Origin of the sequence: Denitratisoma sp. DHT3, from assembly GCF_007833355.1 — a bacterium.
Taxonomy (GTDB): domain Bacteria; phylum Pseudomonadota; class Gammaproteobacteria; order Burkholderiales; family Rhodocyclaceae; genus Denitratisoma.
Genome location: NZ_CP020914.1, coordinates 1332946 through 1351498, shown reverse-complemented (window position 1 = coordinate 1351498; position 18553 = coordinate 1332946). Strand labels below are relative to the sequence as shown.

Sequence of the window (18553 nt, the reverse complement as noted above, 5' to 3'; positions counted from 1 at the left end):
GCGATGAGTTCCCACCTGTTGAGTCTGGCCATTTGGGTGCCCATCCTCGGCGCGCTGGCGGTGTTCGCCGTCGGATCCGAGCGTCGGGCATTGGCCCGCTGGCTGGCGCTGTTCGTGGCCGTGGCCGGCTTCGTCGTCACACTTCCCCTGTATTTGGGCTTCGACTCGGCCCAGGCCGGGATGCAGTTCGTCGAACAGGCGCCGTGGATCCGGCCGTTCCGCATCCAGTATTTCCTCGGCGTGGATGGCATCTCGATGCTGTTCGTGCTGCTCAACAGCTTCATCACCGTGCTGGTGGTGCTGGCCGGCTGGGAGGTGATCGAGGAAAAACAGGCCCAGTACATGGGCGCCTTCCTCATCATGTCCGGCCTGATGAACGGCATCTTCTCGGCCCTCGACGCCGTGCTGTTCTACGTCTTCTTCGAGGCCAGCCTGATTCCGATGTATCTGATCATCGGCATCTGGGGCGGCCCCAACCGGGTCTACGCGGCGATCAAGTTCTTCCTCTACACGCTGCTGGGCTCGCTGCTGATGCTGCTGGCCTTCATCTACCTGTTCCTGCAGTCGGGCAGCTTCAGCATTCTCGACTGGCACGCGCTGCCGATCGACCGGGCGCCCCAGATCCTGATCTTCCTCGCCTTCCTGCTTTCCTTCGCCGTCAAGGTGCCGATGTGGCCGGTCCATACCTGGCTGCCCGACGCCCACGTCGAGGCGCCGACCGGCGGCTCCGTGGTTCTGGCGGCGATCGCCCTGAAGCTGGGCGCCTACGGTTTCGTCCGGTTCTCGCTGCCGATCGTCCCCGACGCCTCCCACATCCTGGCGCCGATGATGATCGGGCTGTCGCTGATCGCGGTGATCTACATCGGCTTCGTGGCGCTGGCCCAGTCCGACATGAAGAAGCTGGTGGCGTATTCCTCGATTTCCCACATGGGCTTCGTCACCCTGGGCTTCTTCATCTTCAACCAGCTCGGCGTCGAAGGCGCGCTGGTGCAGATGCTTTCCCACGGCTTCGTCTCCGCTGCGATGTTTCTTTGCATCGGCGTCATGTACGACCGCATGCACAGTCGGCAGATCGCCGACTACGGCGGCGTGGTGAATACCATGCCCAAGTTCGCCGCGTTGTTCATGCTCTTCGCCATGGCCAACTCGGGCCTGCCCGCCACCTCCGGCTTCGTCGGCGAGTTCATGGTGGCGCTGGGCGCGATCAAGTTCAACTTCTGGACCGGTTTCGCCGCCGCCACGACGCTGATCCTCGGCGCCGCCTACACGCTCTGGATGTACAAACGGGTGGTGTTCGGCGCGGTGGCCAACGACCACGTGGCCCATCTGGAAGACCTCAATTCCCGGGAGTTCCTGGTGCTGGGCATCCTGGCCGTCTGTGTGCTGGCCATGGGCCTCTATCCCTTCCCTTTCACCGACGTCATGCATGCCTCAGTGGATAATCTGCTGAAGCACGTGGCTGTCAGCAAACTGATGTAACGGCGCGCGAGAGATACATGTTGAACAATTTTGTCGCCCCTGATCTCTATCCGGCCGCGCCGGAAATTTTCCTGCTCATCATGGCGGGCATCATCCTCTTCGTCGACCTGGTTGCCGGCCAGCGCCGCTGGATCGTCGGCCTGCTGACCGTGCTGACGCTGGTGGGATGCGCCGCGATCACCGTGCTGACCGCCAACGACCAGACGGTGCTGACCTTCAGCAACATGTTCGTCGACGACACCCTGGGTGATCTGCTCAAGCTGTTCACCTACCTCGCCGTGATCGTGGTGCTGGTGTACAGCCGCAGCTACCTGGCGGTGCGCAACCTGGACAAGGGCGAGTTCTACCTGCTGGTGCTGCTCGCCACGCTGGGGATGATGGTGATGATCTCGGCGTCCCACTTCCTCACCATGTACCTGGGGATCGAGCTGCTGTCGCTGTCGCTCTACGCACTGGTGGCCATCGATCGGGATTCGGTGCGCGCCACCGAGGCGGCGATGAAGTACTTCGTTCTTGGCGCCCTGGCTTCCGGGCTGCTGCTCTACGGCATGTCCATGATCTATGGCGCCACCGGCTCGCTGGAGGTCGGCGTCGTCGCCCAGTCGATCTACAACGGCGCGGGCAACAAGACGGTGCTGGTGTTCGGCCTGGTGTTCCTGGTCGCCGGCATCGGCTTCAAGCTCGGCGTGGTGCCGTTCCATATGTGGATTCCGGACGTCTATCACGGCGCACCCACCGCGATCACGCTGTTCATCGGTTCCGCACCCAAGTTCGCCGCCTACGCGCTGGCCATGCGGTTGCTGGTCTATGGCCTGTTCGAGCTGGCGCAGCAGTGGCAGTCGATGCTGCTGATCATGGCGGTGCTGTCCATCGCCCTGGGCAACCTGGCCGCCATCGCCCAGACCAACCTGAAGCGCATGCTGGCCTATTCGGCGATCTCCCACATGGGCTTCATGCTGCTGGCGCTGGTCAGCGGCGTGGTCGGCGACAACCGCGCGCCGGCCTTCGCCGCCTACACCACCGCCATGTACTACACCACCGCCTACGTGCTGATGTCCCTGGCCACCTTCGGCATGATCCTGCTGCTGTCGCGCAACGGTTTCGAGTCCGAGGAACTGGAGGACTTCAAGGGGCTCAACAAGCGCAGTCCCTGGTTCGCCGCGATGATGCTGGTGTTGATGTTCTCGATGGCCGGGATTCCGTTCTTCATCGGTTTCTTCGCCAAGTTCTCGGTGCTGGCGATCGTGATCGCCACCGGCCACATGAGCATCGCGGTGTTCGCCGTGCTGCTCTCCCTGGTGGGTGCGTTCTACTACCTGCGGGTGGTCAAATACATGTATTTCGACGCGCCGCCGGCCAATGCGATGCCGATCCAGGCGGGGATGGACGTGCGCCTGCTGCTTTCCGCCAACGGTCTGGCGGTGGCCTTGCTGGGCATCTTCCCGCAGTCCCTGATCGGCATCTGCCAATACGCACTGGCGCGGTCGCTCTGATCTTCGGCGGGACATGACGGGCGGCACCGGGACGCGCATCCCGGTTGCCGCCCGAGTTATTTTGGTGAGGCGATGATGAAGGACGCGGACCTGATCGAAACCGAACTGTCGAGCGAGGAAGTCTTTTCCGGGCGGCTATTGCGGGTGCACCGCGATCGCGTGCGCCTGCCGGACGGTCATGAAGCCACGCGCGAATGGGTCGCCCATCCCGGCGCGGTGGTCATCGTGGCACTGCTGGACAATGGCAAGCTGCTCTTCGAGCGCCAATTCCGCTACCCCCTGCGGCGCATCTTCCTGGAACTGCCGGCGGGCAAGATCGATACCGCCGAGCATCCCCTGGATACCGCGCGCCGCGAACTGCGCGAGGAAACCGGCTACAAGGCCCGCAGTTGGCATCATCTGGGCACCATGCATCCCTGCATCGGCTACTCGGACGAACGCATCGAGATTTTCCTCGCCCACGGCCTCAGCTATGTCGGCCACGAACGCGACCACGGCGAACATCTGGAGGTGACCGAACTGAACCTGGGCGACGCGCTGCTCGCGGTGCGGGACGGCGAGATCACCGATGCCAAGACCATCACCGCGCTGCTCTGGGCCGACAAGACGTTTTCCGGCGAGTGGCCGCTACCGGGCCAGCCGGGCTAGCGCTTCTCGAACCAGGCCAGCTTGTCGCGCAGTTTCACCACTTCGCCGACGATGATCAGGGTCGGCGCCCGCAGGCCGGAGTCGACGGCCAGGCGAGGCAGAGTGCCGAGCGTGCCGCAGACCGTGCGCTGATGGCTGGTGGTCCCCTGCTGCACGATCGCCGCGGGCCACTCCGGGGGCAGGCCGTGGGCGATCATCTGTGCGCAAAGAACCGGCAGGCCCTGCAGACCCATGTAGATCACCACCGTCTGGCCGGGGCGGGCCAGGGCCTTCCAGTCCAGATTCATGGTGCCGTCGCGCAGATGGCCGGTGACGAAGACGCAGGCGTGGGAGTAGTCGCGGTGGGTGAGGGGGATTCCGGCATAGGAGGCCACGCCGGCGGCGGCGGTCACGCCGGGCACGACTTCGAACGGGATGCCATGTTCGACCAGCGTTTCGGCCTCCTCGCCGCCCCGGCCGAAGATGTAGGGGTCGCCACCCTTGAGGCGCACCACCCGCTTGCCGGTTTTGGCCAGGGAGACCAGCAGCAGATTCAGCTCATCCTGGGGCAGGGCATGGTTGCCTCGTTGCTTGCCGGCATATATCCGTTCCGCCTCGGGGCGGGCCATCTCGAGAACCGCGGTGGATACCAGATTGTCATAAACCACCACGTCGGCCGTCTGCAACAAATTGGCGCCGCGCAACGTGAGCAGGTCCGGGTTGCCGGGGCCTGCGCCGATCAGGTATACGGTACCCGGCTTGGCAGGTGCGGCAACGGAAACAGTATTGGACATGGTTGAATCATTGCAAGTGACGGACCGGGTTCGGACAGTGTGCAGCGCTACCGGTCATGACTTCTGCACAGGGCATATAATCGCACAGAATTACCACGTCCCTTTTGATCTGTGAGCCAGATAAGTCCAGAACTCGAACGGCGGCTGATGGTCGCGGTCGACAAGATGCCGGCCTTTCCGCGCAGTGTGCAGAAAGTGCTTGAGTTGACGCGCAACATCAACTGTCTGCCGCGAGAACTTGTCGCCGTCATCGAGAAGGATCCGGTGATGACCATGAAAATTCTCAAGGTCATCAATTCGGCCTATTACAGCTTGCCCAGCAAGATCACTTCGATCAACCAATCGGTGGTTTACCTGGGCATCAACACGATCAAGAACCTCTCCCTGTCTTTCGCGGCGGTGGGCATTCTGCCCCTGACCAACACCGCGGGCTTCGACACCCAGCGCTATCTGGTGCATTCCCTGGCCACGGCGGCGACGGCGCGCCAGCTTTGCGCCATCTATGCCAAGGGAGAGGCCGATCCCGGCGACTGCTACGTGGCCGGCCTTCTTCACGATTTCGGCAAGGTGGTTTTCGCCCAGTTCCTGGCGGACGAGTTTCGCGAGGCCCTGGAGGCGTCGATGGCCGGCCGGTTCCCCCTGTACCAGGCGGAACGGCAAATCATCGGCGCCGATCATGGCGTGGTCGGCGCGATGCTGGCCAAGCGCTGGCAGTTTCCCGAGCACCTGGTGGGCTGCATCCACGACCATCATCAGGAGGAGGCGGAGCCTTCGGCGATGATGGATTGCCTGCGCGTCGCCGACCAGATCTGCCGGGGCAACGAACTGGGCGACGATATTCCGGTGGATCGGAAGAATCAGATGCCGGCGGCGCCCCGGCGTTTCGGCGACGATCTGGCGAAGGTCGTGGCGGCGCTCGGCGATTTCGAGAAAATCATCGCCGAGGCTCGCACCTTCGTGGCGGTGGACGGCGAGAAGTGAAGGTTCGATTCTGGGGCGTGCGTGGTTCGATCCCGGTACCGGGCGCCTCCACCTTGCGCTACGGGGGAAACACCACCTGCATCGAGGTGCGCACCGATGATGACGAGCTGATCATCCTCGACGCCGGCAGCGGCATCTTCCCCCTCGCTCAGTCGCTGTTGAGCCGCTTGCCGGTATCGCCGCATATTTTCATCACCCATACCCATTGGGACCACATCCACGGCCTGCCGTTCTTCACGCCATTCTTCATTCCGGGGAACCAGATTCGCATCTACGGCGCCTTCGACATCGTCAGCGGCCAGGGGATCGACCAGGCGATGGATGTGCAGATGCAGTACAGCTACTTCCCGATCCGCGAAGCCGAGCTCAAGGCCGGCATTGAATACCGCACGCTGGGTATCGGTGAGACCGTCGTGGTGGGCGACGCCCGGGTGACCAGCACTCTGCTCAACCACCCGGTCATCGATTTCGGCTACCGCATCGACTGCAACGGCAAGTCGTTCTTCTTCAGCGGCGACCATGAGCCGTGGTACAACATCTATGAGCCGGGCGACGAAGGTTACGCCGAGTATCAGGCCATGGTGGACGAGAAGCAGCAGGCGATGGACGACGTCATTCGCGGGGTGGATGTGCTGGTGCTCGACTGTTCCTACACCGAGAGCGAGTACCGGACATCCAAGCGTGGCTGGGGACATTCCACTTTCGACTATGCGATCGCGCTGGCGCGGCGCACGGGAGTCAAGCGGCTGGTATGTACCCACCACGAGCCGACGCGCTCCGACGACAGCCTGGAACAGGTGTTTGGCGAGTTCCTTGACCGCCATCCGGCCCAAGCCGATGACCCCGAGATCCTGCTGGCCTACGAGGGCCTGGAAATCGATCCGTAGCGGGCGCCGGATGCAATTCAACCTCGCCCATGCGGAGGCCGAGACTGGATATGGAGGCGAGCTCAGTGGGTTTCCATGGCTGTGGGACCAACCACACGGTTCCTTCCGCCATGCTTGGCTTCATACATGCGCGAGTCCGCTTTTTCCACCAGCTCCCGCCATTGCCCGACGGTGTCGGTCGTGCGCTCGGCAATCCCGATGCTGGCCGTGACCGGCGTCCCGTCCGGGCGGTCGCCCAGGCCGATACCGCGTACCCGCTCCATGGCGATGGTGGCCTGAACCGCATCGGTATTGGGCATGATCAGCACGAACTCTTCGCCTCCCCAGCGCACCAGAATGTCTCCGGTGCGCAGGCAACCGCGGATGGACTCCGCCGCTTTGGTCAGGATCCGGTCGCCGGCTTCATGGCCATACTGGTCGTTGATCTGCTTGAAATGGTCAAGGTCGATGAACACCAGGGAAAGAGGCGTTCCGCTGCGGGTGGAGATGATGAATTGCAGCTCCAGCAGCTCCTCGCCGCTGGTGTGGGAGAAGCAGCCCGTCATCCTGTCGCGCATGGCTTCCCGCACCAGCACGATCATGAAGGCCAGTTGGGAAAGCCCGGCCAGCACGGAAACCGCGGTGATCAGCATCAGCAGCCAGAAGGAGGCGGCAAAGGTGGGCCAATGCAGGATGGGCAGGTTGAAGCCGGCCGCGGCGATTTGCGCCAGCAGCATCGGTGCGGCGAATCCCAGGCTCTCGGCGGCCGTCAATGGGAAGACCGAAAGGCCCGCCAGCATGACGAAAGGGAGGTAGGCGTAGCCGACGGCGAACGCTTCCTGCAACCCGCTCAGATTGAACTGGGCCATGTGCAGATAGGAAAACAGGAAGAAGGTCGTCGGGACCGCGAGCAGGAAACCCATCGCCCGATAGGCATGGACCATGCCGTTGGAACGACGCAGGGCGATTACCAGCGCGGCAAAGGCGATGGTCGAGAATAGCCGCATCGCCACCAGGCCGTGCCATGTTTCGGGCGGAAAGGCCCAGATGTCGAGCAGGCTCCAAAGTGGCGTGAGGACGGCGAACAGCAGGGCGATCAGTCGCACCCGCGAGATGATCATGCCGCTGCGGCGGGAGGACAGCAGCGAGATATGCCCCCCTGGGCGCAGCAGCCAGGATATCTCCTGGCTACTCATCTCCGTGAAGGCAACGGCCCAGACCTTGAGCCAGAGGCGGGATAACTGCGAATTCAGCATGATGCGGGCGCGCTTACCGGTTCGGCTGCATCATAGCCGAAAAGTATCATGACAACATGGTTATTAATCTAAATCGGAAAACTCAGGTCAGCACCCATTCGGCTGCGGTCGATTCCCTGGCCCGTCCCTCGGCCGCGAGTTTCTGCAGGTGGGCCAGCAACGATTGACGGGCCTGACCATGGAGCACCGCCGGTACGTCATCGTAGACCCGCGGCAGCAACTGATCGAGCGTGGCGCCGCCGGCCTCCAGGGCGCCAAGCACCTTGGCTTCGCGCTGCAGGCGGTGGGTGATCAGGCCGCGAATGGCCGCCGCGGGGTCCTCGATCACCAGCCCGTGGGCCGGCAGGATGCGGCGGAGATCCTCCTGCAGCAGCAGATTCAGGGAAGCCAGGTAATCCCCCATGTCGCCGTCCGGGGGGGAGATCACCACCGTCGAGCCTTGCATGATGTGGTCGCCGGTGAACAGGGCGCCTTCCTCTTCCAGCAGATAGCAGAGGTGATTGGACGCATGTCCCGGCGTGTGGATCACCCGCAGCGTGGCGTCGCCGACGGGGATGCGCTCGCCATGGCGCAGCAGCCGGTCGGGCTGGAAGGTCCGGTCCTGATAGCCGCCCGCCGGCGCCGCCATGCCCAGCACTTCGGCTCCCGTCCGGGCCTTGAGGCGCGCCGCGGCAGGGGAGTGATCGGGGTGGGTATGGGTCACCAGGATGCGGCGGATCGTGCCACCGGCACGGGTCACGATGTTGTCGACATGAAAGTCGATGTCCGGGCCCGGATCGATCACTGTGATGTCGTCGTTGCCACCGACCAGGTAGGTGTTGGTGCCCGGCCCGGTCATGACGCCCGCGTTGTTGGCGGTGAGGCGGCGTATGCGGCACGAGAGCGGGTGGGGGACGAAATAGGAAATGTCGCTGGTACGCTCGGCGCCGCCATTGGCGCGGACGTAGGCCATCAGCGCGTCGGTATTGGGGAAGAGCGCCAGCATCTGGAGGGTGGCGATGGTGGGATAGACCATCATCATCTTGCCCTGGCCTTGGCCGATCAGCGCCTCATGGGGCGAGATCCACAGGTGATCCACGGTTTCCTGATTGTCATGCGAGGCGGTCTGCGCCGTGGGGCCGACCGCGACAAAAAAGCGCGTGTCGAAACGGCGTGGCGCATCGGGAGGGGTGACCCAGCGGCTCAGGTAGGCCAGATGGTCGAGGGCCGGATGCAACTGGCGCTGCTGGCACAGATCGATGAATTTCAGGTCGCCGCCATTGAGGCGCTGGCGCAGACCATCGTATTCGGCGGCCAGGGCGGGCGTATCCAGGTCGAGCATCCGCCCGCCGCTGTCGCGCGCCAACAGCAGACCCGATTCCTCGAAACATTCCCTGATCGCCGCAATCCAGTAGCCCAGGCCTCCGCCATCGACCTTCAGGATGCGGTTCGCCTCCGCGCTGTCCAGGCCGTATTCCGGCTGGTTCCAGAATGGATCGTGATCCTCCGCGTCGAGGGCGCCGCCCGGAAAAACGTAGGCATCGGCGGCAAATGCCGCTTTCTGGGTCCGCCGCATCATGAACACTTCCAGCCCGTGCTCGGTGTCGCGGGCGAGGATCACGGTGGCGGCCGGCTTGATGACGGGAGCGGGCTGATTCATGACGGGCGTGCCTGGCTGTGGAATCAGATGACGGCCCCCGTCGCTGCGGGGGCCCGTCCGGTGGGTTTATTGCTGCTTGTCGTGCTCGATCAGCGCATAGGCCGAATGGTTGTGGATCGACTCGAAGTTCTCCGCCTCGATCACATAGGCGTCGATGCGGGGTTCCGCATTGAGGGCCGCCGCCACGTCCCGTACCAGGTCCTCGACGAACTTGGGATTGTCATAGGCACGCTCGGTGACGTACTTTTCGTCGGGACGCTTCAACAGTCCGAACAATTCGCAGGAGGCCTGATCCTCGGCCATGCGCACCAGTTCCTCGATCCAGACCAGGGCATTGGTGGTGGCGGTGATGGTGACGTGGGAGCGCTGGTTGTGGGCGCCGCGCTCGGAAATCTTCTTCGAGCAGGGGCACAGGCTGGTGGTCGGCACCAGCACCTTGATGGATTGCCGATAGCGGCCCTCGGCCAGGATTTCGCCGATGAAGGTGACTTCGTAGTCCATCAGGCTGGCGACGCCGGAAATCGGCGCCTCCTTGCGGATGAAGTAGGGGAAGGTCATTTCGACGTGGCCGGTTTCCGCTTCCAGTTTCTGCACCATGTCGCGCAGCATCGACTCGAAGTTCTCGACCGAAATCTCCCGTTCCTGGGAGTTCAGAATCTCCACGAAGCGCGACATGTGGGTGCCCTTGAAGTTATGGGGCAGGCCGACGTACATGTTGAAGGTGGCCACCGTGTGCTGGATGCCCTCGCTCTTGTCGAGCACCTTGACGGGGTGGCGGATGGATTTGATCCCCACCTTGTTGATGGGGAGTTCCCGCGAATCCGCGAAATTCTGGACGTCCGGTATGGCGTGGGTGTTGCGGCTGTGCATGAAGATGTCTTCCTAGTCCGATGCTGGGGGGTGTTTGGCGCGCCGTCCCGCGGCACACTCTGTTTTCAGCCAGCAGCTTATTATATCCAACAAAAACACTCAACTATTATCGGCGATGGGTCTACCCGCCATGGGCACGCACCTGGCGCACGATGCCCGCCGCGTCGAGGCCCAGTTCCGCCAGCAGCAGCGCCGAGTCGCCGTGATCGATGAACTGGTCGGGCAGGCCCAGCCGCAGCAGCCGGGGCGATGTTGGCAGCGCCTCCAGGCAGCGCGCCACTTCCGCGCCGGCGCCGCCTATGATGGTGTTTTCCTCGATGGTCGCCAAGAGGTCGTGGCTCGCCGCCAGTTCCCGCACCAGGGCTTCGTCCAGGGGCTTGATGAAGCGCATGTTGACCACCGTCGCATCCAGTTCCTCGGCGGCCCGCAGCGCCGGCCCCAGCATCGCGCCGAAGGCCAGCAGCGCCACCCCCTTGCCGCGGCGGCGGATTTCCCCCTTGCCGACGGGCAGGGGCGTCAATGCGGTCTCCAGCGCGGCGCCGGGGCCGCTGCCGCGGGGATAGCGCACGGCGCTGGGACCCTCGTGGCGATAGGCGGTGGTCAGCATCCGGCGGCATTCGTTTTCGTCGCTGGGCGCCATCACCAGCATGTTCGGAATGCAGGTCAGGAACGACAGATCGAAGGCGCCGTTGTGGGTGGCGCCGTCGGCGCCCACCAGGCCGCCGCGGTCGATCGCCAGCATCACCGGCAGGTCCTGCAGGGCGACGTCATGCACCAGCTGGTCGTAGGCGCGCTGCAGGAAGGTCGAATAGATCGCCACCACGGGCTTCAGCCCCTCGCAGGCGAGGCCGGCGGCGAAGGTCAGGGCATGCTGCTCGGCGATGCCGACGTCGAAATACCGGTCCGGATACTCCTCGGCGAAGCGCACCAGACCCGAGCCTTCGCGCATCGCGGGGGTGACGCCCATGAGCCGGCCGTCTTCCCGCGCCATGTCGCACAGCCAGTCGCCGAAGACCTGGGTGTAGGTCTGCTTGCTGCCACCCTTGCCGCTGCCGCCGCCCGTGGCGCCCTGAATGCCGTTGGCGGTGTCGAACTTGGAGACGCCGTGATACAGCACCGGGTCGTCCTCGGCCAGCTTGTAGCCCTGGCCCTTCTTGGTCACCACGTGGAGGAACTGCGGGCCCTTCAGATTGCGCAGGTTCTGCAGCGTCGGCACCAGGGCGTCCAGGTCGTGGCCGTCGATTGGACCGATGTAGTTGAAGCCCATTTCCTCGAACAGCGTGCCCGGCGTGATCAGGCCCTTGACGTGCTCCTCGACCCGGTTGGCGAATTCGAGCACCGAGGGGATGTTCTTCAGCACCCGCTCCCCGGCCCGGCGCGCGGCGTTGAAGGTGCGCCCCGAGAGCAGCCGCGCCAGGTGCTTGTTGAGCGCGCCCACCGGAGGCGAGATGGACATGTCGTTGTCGTTGAGGATGACCAGCAGGTTGGCGTCGATCACCCCGGCGTTGTTGAGCGCCTCGAAGGCCTGGCCGGCGGACATCGCGCCGTCGCCGATGATCGCCACCACGTGCCGGTCATCGCCCTTGGCCCGGGCCGCCACCGCCATGCCCAGGGCGGCGGAGATGGAGGTGGATGAATGGCCGACGCCGAAGGTGTCGTATTCGCTCTCGCAGCGGCGCGGAAAGCCGGAAATGCCGTCCTTCATGCGCAGCCGCGCCATGCCCGCGCGGCGGCCGGTGAGGATCTTGTGGGCGTAGGTCTGGTGGCCCACGTCCCAGACCAGGCGGTCCTCCGGCGTATCGAAGACATGGTGCAGGGCGATGGTCAGTTCCACCGTGCCCAGGTTGGAAGAGAGATGGCCGCCGGTCTTGGACACCGATTCCAGCAGGAATGCGCGGATTTCCCCGGCCAGCGTGTGGAGTTGGGCCTGCTCCAGCTGGCGCAGATCGGCGGGCGAGTTGATGGATTCGAGCAGGGGAAACATCAGAATGTGCGTTCGACGATGTAGTCGGTCAGTTCGTGGAGGCGTCGGGCCCGATCACCAAAGGGGGACAGGTGGTGATGAGCCTCGGCGCGCAGTTCGGCGGCCTTTTGCTTGGCCTGGACGATTCCCAGCAGGCTGACGTAGGTGGGTTTGTTGTTGGCGGCATCCTTGCCGGCGGTCTTGCCCAGGGTGGCGGTGCTGGCCTCGGCATCCAGGATGTCGTCCACCACCTGGAACAGCAGGCCCACCCGGTTGGCGAACTGGGTCAGTCCCTGCTGCGCCGCTTCGTCGGCATTGCCGCAGCGGGCGCCCAGCAGCACCGCCGCGCGGATCAGCGCGCCGGTCTTGTGGATGTGCATGAACTCAAGTTCTTCCAGGCTCAGGGCACGGCCGGTGGCCGCCAGGTCGATCGCCTGTCCGCCCGCCATGCCGCGGGAGCCGGCGGCATGGGCCAGCAACCGCAGCATGTCCGCCAGCCGCGGAGCGGGCAGCGCGGCTTCGGCCAGCGTCTGGAAGGCCAGGGACTGCAGGGCGTCCCCCACCAGCAGCGCCGTGGCCTCGTCGAACTCAACGTGGCAGGTGGGCTTGCCCCGGCGCAGCACGTCGTCGTCCATGCAGGGCATGTCGTCGTGCACCAGCGAGTAGACATGGATCATTTCCACCGCGCAGGCCGCCGCATCGAGCAGGTCCGGCGCCGCGCCGGCGATCTCTCCCGCGCCGTGGCAGAGCAGGGGGCGCACGCGCTTGCCGCCGCCCAGCGTGGAATAGCGCATGGCTTCATGGAGCCGGGCCGGTTCCAGGGACGCGGCGGGCAACAGTCGCTCCAGCGCGGACTCGGTCCGCTGCTGGACGGCGGACATCCAGGCAGAAAAATCCATCGAAATTACCGATCTTCCGTGGGCGCGGAAAAACTCGCCAACTCGCCGTTGTCGAGAATTTGGATTCTCTGTTCCGCGGCGGCCAACTGATTCTGGCAGTATTTGAGCAAGTCCATGCCTCGCTGATAGGCGGCGAGAGAGGCTTCCAGAGCCATGTCGCCATGTTCCATGGACTGGACCAGACCTTCCAGTTCGGACAGGGCGGCTTCAAAACTGGCGGGGGAGGGGGCGCTTGCGGAGGATGGGGCAGCCACGTTATTCGACCGGCGTCGGGCTAAAGGGTGCAAAAATAGCTCAAGGTGCGCCCTCCGGTCAAATTGGCTATACTTCGCGCCCCCTTTTGCAGGGGTAAACCCACCCCGTTTCCGGGTTCTTCTCTTGGAGGTTGGGAGTCCATGTCCAACATCGCGGTCAAGAGGCAGCTCGACCCTGCCGTTTCCCAGTTGCCCGTCGCCTGGTATTTCGACGAAAAGATCTTCGAACTGGAGAAAAAACTGATCTTCGATGCCGGTCCCGGCTACGCGGGGCATGAACTGATGGTGCCCAACGTCCATGACTACCGCAGTGCGGAGTGGCTGGACCACGGCCGCATGCTGGTGCGCCAGCCCGACGGCATCTACGACATGTCGAATGTCTGCCGCCATCGGCAGGCCATCATGCTGCAAGGCAGCGGCAATGCGCAGAACATCGTCTGCCCGGTCCACCGCTGGACCTACGACACCGCCGGGGAACTGATCGGCGCGCCGCACTTTCCGGCCAATCCCTGCCTGAACCTGCACAAGCAGAAGCTGGAGAACTGGCACGGCCTGCTCTTCAAGGGATCCCGCTCGGCCAACGCCGATCTGGCCGGGATGCGGGTGGCCGCGGAGTTCGATTTTTCCGGCTACAAGCTGGACCGGGTCGAACTGCACGAGTGCAACTACAACTGGAAGACCTTCATCGAGGTCTATCTGGAGGACTACCACGTGGCGCCCTACCACCCGGGGCTGGGCAACTTCGTCACCTGCGATGATCTGACCTGGCAGTTCGGCGACTGGTATTCGGTGCAGAAGGTGGGCATCACCTCCCTGCTCAAGGCGGGTTCGCCGGTCTACGGCCGCTGGCAGACGGCCGTGCGGGAGTTCTACGCCGCCCGGGGCGAGACGCCGCGACAGGGCGCCGTGTGGCTGACCTACTACCCCAACATCATGGTCGAGTGGTATCCCCATGTATTGGTGGTATCCACGCTGATTCCGCAGGACGTGAACAAGACCCTGAACGTGGTCGAGTTCTACTACCCGGAGGAGATCGCCGAATTCGAGCGCGAATTCATCGAGGCCGAGCAGGCCGCCTACATGGAGACCGCCATCGAGGACGACGACATCGGCGAACGCATGGACCGGGGACGCCATGCCCTGCTGCGGCAGGGGCGCAACGAAGTGGGACCCTACCAGTCGCCCATGGAGGACGGCATGCAGCACTTCCACGAGTTCTACCGCCGCCTGATGGCGCCGCACCTCTAACCGTTTCCCCGATATTCGCACCGGCCCGGCGCCGGTGCCGCTTTCCGCCATGCAATCACTCTGGATTCTGCTTGCCAGCCTGTGGTTTTCCTGCATGGGGGTCTGCGTCAAGCTCGGCGCCCCTTTCTTTTCCACGGCGGAGCTGGTGTTCTATCGCAGCTTCATCGCCCTGCTGCTGCTGGCGGCCTATGTCCGGCTGCGGCGCCTGCCCCTGGCGACGCCCCACGGCCGCGCGCACCTGAACCGCGGCGTGGTGGGCGTGGTGTCGATGATGCTGCTGTTCGAGGCGATCGCCGTGCTGCCGCTGGCCACGGCGATGACCCTGAATTACACCTCGCCCCTGTTCCTGGCCCTGATGCTGATGTTGTGGAGCCGGGAACCGGTGCGCCCGGCCCTGGTGCTGACCCTCCTGCTGGGCTTCGTCGGCGTGGTGCTGCTGTTGCGGCCGACCTTCGCGGGCGAGCAATGGCTGGGTGCGCTGATCGGCCTGGGATCGGGTATCGGCGCCGGCGCCGCGTTCTTCAATCTGCGCCATCTGGGGCAATTGGGCGAACCCGAATGGCGCACGGTGTTCTACTTCCTGCTGATCTCCAGCGTCGTCGGCCTGCTCTGGGTGCTGTCGGGCGAACGGTTCCATGCCGTCGACGGCGTCGGTGGCCTGATCCTGCTCGGCGTCGGCGTCTTCGGCGCGGGCGGCCAACTATGCCTGACCGTGGCCTATCGGCGCGGCAAGACCCTGATGACCGCCAACCTGGCCTACAGCGCGGTGGTCTTCTCCAGCCTGTTCGGGCTCCTGCTCTGGGACGAGGTGCTGCCCACGCTGTCCTGGCTCGGCATGGCGACGGTGATCGCGAGCGGCGTCGGCGCCACCCTGCTGGCCCACGGCCGCCCCGTGGAACCCGACTAGAATGAGTGCCGAATCCATACACCGAAAACATAGGAAGGACGCAGGATGATCACCATCGACCATCAGGACAATCGGGTCTCCATCGCCGTGCTGGGCGAGTTTTCCCTGGCCGATTTCAAGGAGCTGGAGGAACTGGTTGAGTACAAGATCAAGTTCGGTGGCCACGTCGACCTGCTGCTGGACTTCAGCCAGATGGTCGATTTCACCATCGACATGGCCTGGGAGGACATCAAGTTTTCCCGCGCCCACGCCGGCGACTTCAACCGCATCGCGGTGGTCACCGACAGCCAGTGGGTCACCTGGAGCGCCTGGATCAACCAGGCCTTCGTCAAAGCCGATCTGCGGGTGTTCGACAACCTGGCGGAAGCGCAGGCCTGGCTGGCCGCCTAAGCCGGCTCAGTCGATGCCTGCCGCGCCAGCGCCCAGGCGACGTGCTCGCGCACCAGCGGCGAGGGATCGTCGGCGCGGGTGCGGAGAGCGGCTTGCAGGACAGCGTCCGGCGGGGCGTTGCCGAGGGCGACGGCGATGTTGCGCAGCCAGCGCTCGTGGCCGATGCGGCGGATCGGCGAACCGGCCAGGCGTTCGTTGAATTCCGCCTCGCTCCAGGCGAAGAGCTCCACCAGGGTGGCCTGGTCCAGGCCGTGGCGCACGGCGAAGTCCTGTTCGTGGGTGAGGGGGGCGAAGCGATTCCAGGGGCAATACAGCTGGCAGTCGTCGCAGCCGTAGATCCGGTTGCCGATCAGGGGCCGCAGCTCGATGGGGATGGCGCCCTTGAGTTCGATGGTCAGGTAGGAAATGCAGCGCCGCGCATCCAGGCGGTAGGGGGCGACGATGGCGCCGGTGGGGCAGGCGTCGATGCAGGCGCGGCAGGTGCCGCAGTGCGCTGCGGCGGTGGTGCCCGCCGGCGGGGCCGTGGGCGGCAGCGGCAGGTCGGTGAAGATTTCGCCCAGGAAGAAGTGCGAGCCGGCTTCGCGGTTCAGCAGCAGGGTGTGCTTGCCGCGCCAGCCCAGGCCGCTGCGGATCGCCAGTTCGACTTCCAGCACCGGCGCCGAGTCGGTGAAGGCGCGATAGCCGAAGGGGCCGACCCGGTCGGCGATCCGGTCGGCCAGCTTTTGCAGGCGGTTGCGCAGCAGCTTGTGGTAGTCGCGCCCCAGGGCGTAGCGGGAAACGTAGGCGCGGCGGCCATCGGCCAGGTTGGCGGCGGCATCGGCGGCGGCGGGCAGGTAGTCCATCCGCGCGGTGATCACGCTGCGGGTGCCGGGCAGCAGTTCCGCCGGCCGAGCCCGTTTCAGACCGTGGCTGGCCATATAATCCATTTCGCCGTGGCAGCCGGCGTCGAGCCAGGCGGACAGCCCCGCCTCGGCCGTGCCGAGGTCCGCGCTGCTGACGCCGATCGCCGCGAAACCCAGCTCCCGTGCCCAGGTGCCGATCTCCTCTATCAATGAGTTCCAGTCATGCATGATGCCGATCATAACTGTCTCGAACTGGATCTTCCCGACGAAAACGCCACTCTCGCGCTTGGCGCGGCGCTGGCGTCCGTGCTGACGTCCGCCCTCGCCGCGGGGTTGCTGATCTATCTGGAGGGCGACCTGGGCGCCGGCAAGACCACGCTGGTGCGCGGCCTGCTGCGTGCACTGGGCTATCCGGGGCGGGTGAAAAGTCCCACCTATACCCTGGTTGAAGTTCATGAGGTTTCTGGATTAAACTTGTATCACTTTGATTTTTATCGACTCAATCAGCCTGAAGAGTATCTGGATGCGGGGCTTGACGAATACTTCGCCGGCAATGGGGTCTGTCTGGTCGAATGGCCGGACAAGGCCGGCCCATATCTGCCCGCTGCCGACCTGCGCGTCATGCTGGATCTGGCAGGGGAGGGGCGTCGCGCCTGTCTCGCGGCGGGCTCGGAGCGGGGGCGCCAATGTCTGGCCGGCCTGACGAATTCGCCACTCGCGGGCTCTCGCGCCGCGACGTCCTCCAGTTCGCCGCCGCCAGCCTGACCCTGCTGGTCACGCCCCTGGGGCGGGCCGCCGTGAATGGCTCGGCCAGCGCCATGGGCGTGCGGGTCTGGCCGGCGCGGGACTACACCCGCATCACGCTGGAATACGATCGGCCGATCAAATTCAACCATCTGCTGGTGAAGAGTCCCGAGCGACTGGTGGTGGATCTGGAAGACGTGGAGTTCAACGCCATCCTGCAGGGCCTGCCGGGCAAGATTTCCGAAACCGACCCCTACATCCGGCTGATCCGCGCCGGTCGCAACAAGCCGGGCGTGGTGCGGCTGGTGATCGAACTCAAGACCGAGGTCAAGCCCCAGGTGTTCACCCTGAAGCCGGTGGGCGAATACGGCCATCGGCTGGTGCTCGACCTGTATCCCGCCGTCGAGGTGGACGATCCCTTGATGGCGCTGCTGGAGAAGCCGCGCAGCGAGCAATCGCTGAAGTCCGAGACTCAGTTGTCCACCGCGCCGCTGGATGGCAAGGCCGAAGCGCCGGCGCGTCTGGCGCCCGCGCCGGAAAAATCGGGACGCGGCGGCAAGGCGGAGATTTCCCGCCTGGTCACCATCATGCTCGACCCCGGCCACGGCGGCGAGGACCCCGGCGCCGTGGGACGGGGCGGCAGTTATGAAAAGAACGTCACCCTGTCGGTGGCCAGGCGCCTGAAGGCCAGGATCGACGCCGAGGCGAACATGCGTTCGGCGCTGACCCGCGACGGCGACTACTTCATTCCGCTGCACCAGCGGGTCAACAAGGCGCGGCGGGTGCAGGCCGACCTGTTCGTCTCCATCCACGCCGACGCCTTCATCAACCCCACCGCGCGGGGCTCCAGCGTGTTCGTGCTGTCCGACCACGGCGCCTCTTCCTCCGCGGCGCGCTGGCTGGCGAAAAAGGAAAACGACGCCGATCTGATCGGCGGGGTGAACATCGACGTGCGCGATCCCTTCCTGGCCCGCACGCTGCTGGACCTGTCGCAGACCGCCACCATCAACGACAGCCTCAAGCTGGGCAAGGACGTGCTGGGCGAGCTGGGGCGCATCAACACCCTGCACAAGGGCCAGGTGGAGCAGGCCGGTTTCGCGGTGCTGAAGGCGCCGGACATTCCCTCCATCCTGGTGGAAACGGCCTTCATCTCCAATCCGGAAGAGGAAAAGCGCCTGGTGGACGACGCCTACCAGGACCAGATGGCCGACGCCATCCTGCGCGGCATCAAGCGCTACTTCGCGAAGAATCCGCCCCTGGCCAAGTCCAAGCTGGCGCGGCTGGACTGAGGCGCAGAATGG

General features: G+C 64.7%; 17 protein-coding genes and 1 pseudogene. 10 read left to right on the top strand and 8 right to left on the bottom strand.

Translation table 11 applies throughout. From position 1 onward, the window contains the following. Positions 1-3 precede the first annotated feature (3 nt). The 3 genes from B9N43_RS06090 to B9N43_RS06080 all read left to right on the top strand — a co-directional run bounded on the left by B9N43_RS06090 (position 4) and on the right by B9N43_RS06080 (position 3620). Positions 4-1479, top strand: a complete 1476-nt coding sequence (locus tag B9N43_RS06090) for an NADH-quinone oxidoreductase subunit M (RefSeq protein ID WP_145841422.1) — start codon at positions 4-6, stop codon at positions 1477-1479. Positions 1480-1496: 17 nt separating this feature from the next. Beyond that, positions 1497-2972, top strand: coding sequence for an NADH-quinone oxidoreductase subunit NuoN (nuoN, locus tag B9N43_RS06085; RefSeq protein WP_145841421.1), 1476 nt, complete (start codon positions 1497-1499; stop codon positions 2970-2972). Positions 2973-3044: 72 nt separating this feature from the next. Then, entirely contained in the window at positions 3045-3620 is a 576-nt protein-coding gene (locus B9N43_RS06080) for an NUDIX domain-containing protein (protein ID WP_145841420.1), read from the top strand. Here B9N43_RS06080 and cobA read toward each other — a convergent pair. Further along, a pseudogene (gene cobA / locus B9N43_RS06075) lies at positions 3617-4354 on the bottom strand (uroporphyrinogen-III C-methyltransferase); the annotation flags it as partial. The gene B9N43_RS06080 and the pseudogene cobA overlap by 4 nt on opposite strands. Positions 4355-4540: 186 nt before the next feature. On the opposite strand from cobA, the gene B9N43_RS06070 reads away from it, so the two are divergent. Further along, the gene (locus tag B9N43_RS06070; protein WP_261379401.1) at positions 4541-5374 is read left to right on the top strand and encodes an HDOD domain-containing protein; all 834 of its coding nucleotides are present in this window, start codon (positions 4541-4543) and stop codon (positions 5372-5374) included. Continuing rightward, positions 5371-6261: an MBL fold metallo-hydrolase gene (locus B9N43_RS06065; protein ID WP_145841418.1), complete on the top strand. Its 891-nt coding sequence runs from the start codon at positions 5371-5373 to the stop codon at positions 6259-6261. The genes B9N43_RS06070 and B9N43_RS06065 overlap by 4 nt, the downstream gene beginning before the upstream one ends. Before the next feature lie 62 nt (positions 6262-6323). On the opposite strand, the gene B9N43_RS06060 is transcribed toward B9N43_RS06065, so the two are convergent. The 6 genes from B9N43_RS06060 to B9N43_RS06035 form a co-directional block, all read right to left on the bottom strand. After that, positions 6324-7496 (bottom strand): sensor domain-containing diguanylate cyclase, encoded by a 1173-nt coding sequence (locus B9N43_RS06060; RefSeq protein WP_145841417.1) that lies wholly within the window; start codon positions 7494-7496, stop codon positions 6324-6326. A gap of 82 nt (positions 7497-7578) precedes the next feature. Continuing rightward, positions 7579-9135 (bottom strand): MBL fold metallo-hydrolase, encoded by a 1557-nt coding sequence (locus B9N43_RS06055; protein WP_145841416.1) that lies wholly within the window; start codon positions 9133-9135, stop codon positions 7579-7581. A gap of 66 nt (positions 9136-9201) precedes the next feature. Continuing rightward, positions 9202-10005, bottom strand: coding sequence for a GTP cyclohydrolase FolE2 (gene folE2, locus B9N43_RS06050; protein WP_145841415.1), 804 nt, complete (start codon positions 10003-10005; stop codon positions 9202-9204). Between the two features lie 121 nt (positions 10006-10126). Next, on the bottom strand, positions 10127-11989 hold the full coding sequence (dxs, locus tag B9N43_RS06045) for a 1-deoxy-D-xylulose-5-phosphate synthase (protein ID WP_222428822.1): 1863 nt from the start codon (positions 11987-11989) through the stop codon (positions 10127-10129). Then, positions 11989-12867, bottom strand: a complete 879-nt coding sequence (locus B9N43_RS06040; protein WP_145841413.1) for a polyprenyl synthetase family protein — start codon at positions 12865-12867, stop codon at positions 11989-11991. The genes dxs and B9N43_RS06040 overlap by 1 nt, the downstream gene beginning before the upstream one ends. Before the next feature lie 5 nt (positions 12868-12872). Then, a complete protein-coding gene (locus B9N43_RS06035) occupies positions 12873-13121 on the bottom strand; it encodes an exodeoxyribonuclease VII small subunit (RefSeq protein WP_145841412.1) in 249 nt (82 codons plus the stop codon). A 141-nt stretch (positions 13122-13262) separates the two neighbouring features. On the opposite strand from B9N43_RS06035, the gene B9N43_RS06030 reads away from it, so the two are divergent. From B9N43_RS06030 to B9N43_RS06020, 3 genes are read left to right on the top strand one after another with little or no spacing between them, the layout of a single operon-like run. Beyond that, complete coding sequence (locus B9N43_RS06030) at positions 13263-14369, top strand: aromatic ring-hydroxylating oxygenase subunit alpha (RefSeq protein ID WP_145841411.1); 1107 nt, start codon at positions 13263-13265, stop codon at positions 14367-14369. A gap of 49 nt (positions 14370-14418) precedes the next feature. Next, positions 14419-15276, top strand: coding sequence for a DMT family transporter (locus B9N43_RS06025; RefSeq protein ID WP_145841410.1), 858 nt, complete (start codon positions 14419-14421; stop codon positions 15274-15276). 45 nt (positions 15277-15321) lie between these two features. Then, complete coding sequence (locus B9N43_RS06020) at positions 15322-15666, top strand: STAS/SEC14 domain-containing protein (protein ID WP_145841409.1); 345 nt, start codon at positions 15322-15324, stop codon at positions 15664-15666. On the opposite strand, the gene queG is transcribed toward B9N43_RS06020, so the two are convergent. After that, the gene (gene queG / locus B9N43_RS06015; RefSeq protein ID WP_261379399.1) at positions 15663-16748 is read right to left on the bottom strand and encodes a tRNA epoxyqueuosine(34) reductase QueG; all 1086 of its coding nucleotides are present in this window, start codon (positions 16746-16748) and stop codon (positions 15663-15665) included. The two genes, B9N43_RS06020 and queG, sit on opposite strands and share 4 nt — an antisense overlap. On the opposite strand from queG, the gene tsaE reads away from it, so the two are divergent. Next, the gene (gene tsaE, locus B9N43_RS06010; RefSeq protein WP_145841407.1) at positions 16731-17273 is read left to right on the top strand and encodes a tRNA (adenosine(37)-N6)-threonylcarbamoyltransferase complex ATPase subunit type 1 TsaE; all 543 of its coding nucleotides are present in this window, start codon (positions 16731-16733) and stop codon (positions 17271-17273) included. The genes queG and tsaE overlap by 18 nt on opposite strands. After that, positions 17195-18541, top strand: a complete 1347-nt coding sequence (locus B9N43_RS06005) for an N-acetylmuramoyl-L-alanine amidase (protein WP_145841406.1) — start codon at positions 17195-17197, stop codon at positions 18539-18541. Before tsaE ends, B9N43_RS06005 begins: the two co-directional genes overlap by 79 nt. Positions 18542-18553 lie beyond the last annotated feature (12 nt).

Bases quoted from the DNA above. Each gene is read 5' to 3' on its own strand.
- B9N43_RS06025 (WP_145841410.1), top strand. From the start codon at position 14,419: ATGCAATCACTCTGGATTCTGCTTGCCAGCCTGTGGTTTTCCTGCATG.
- nuoN (WP_145841421.1), top strand. From the start codon at position 1,497: ATGTTGAACAATTTTGTCGCCCCTGATCTCTATCCGGCCGCGCCGGAA.
- B9N43_RS06090 (WP_145841422.1), top strand. From the start codon at position 4: ATGAGTTCCCACCTGTTGAGTCTGGCCATTTGGGTGCCCATCCTCGGC.
- B9N43_RS06060 (WP_145841417.1), bottom strand. From the start codon at position 7,496: ATGCTGAATTCGCAGTTATCCCGCCTCTGGCTCAAGGTCTGGGCCGTT.
- B9N43_RS06080 (WP_145841420.1), top strand. From the start codon at position 3,045: ATGATGAAGGACGCGGACCTGATCGAAACCGAACTGTCGAGCGAGGAA.
- folE2 (WP_145841415.1), bottom strand. From the start codon at position 10,005: ATGCACAGCCGCAACACCCACGCCATACCGGACGTCCAGAATTTCGCG.
- B9N43_RS06005 (WP_145841406.1), top strand. From the start codon at position 17,195: ATGTCTGGCCGGCCTGACGAATTCGCCACTCGCGGGCTCTCGCGCCGC.
- tsaE (WP_145841407.1), top strand. From the start codon at position 16,731: ATGCATGATGCCGATCATAACTGTCTCGAACTGGATCTTCCCGACGAA.
- B9N43_RS06020 (WP_145841409.1), top strand. From the start codon at position 15,322: ATGATCACCATCGACCATCAGGACAATCGGGTCTCCATCGCCGTGCTG.
- B9N43_RS06055 (WP_145841416.1), bottom strand. From the start codon at position 9,135: ATGAATCAGCCCGCTCCCGTCATCAAGCCGGCCGCCACCGTGATCCTC.
- B9N43_RS06040 (WP_145841413.1), bottom strand. From the start codon at position 12,867: ATGGATTTTTCTGCCTGGATGTCCGCCGTCCAGCAGCGGACCGAGTCC.
- B9N43_RS06030 (WP_145841411.1), top strand. From the start codon at position 13,263: ATGTCCAACATCGCGGTCAAGAGGCAGCTCGACCCTGCCGTTTCCCAG.
- dxs (WP_222428822.1), bottom strand. From the start codon at position 11,989: ATGTTTCCCCTGCTCGAATCCATCAACTCGCCCGCCGATCTGCGCCAG.
- queG (WP_261379399.1), bottom strand. From the start codon at position 16,748: ATGATCGGCATCATGCATGACTGGAACTCATTGATAGAGGAGATCGGC.
- B9N43_RS06070 (WP_261379401.1), top strand. From the start codon at position 4,541: ATGGTCGCGGTCGACAAGATGCCGGCCTTTCCGCGCAGTGTGCAGAAA.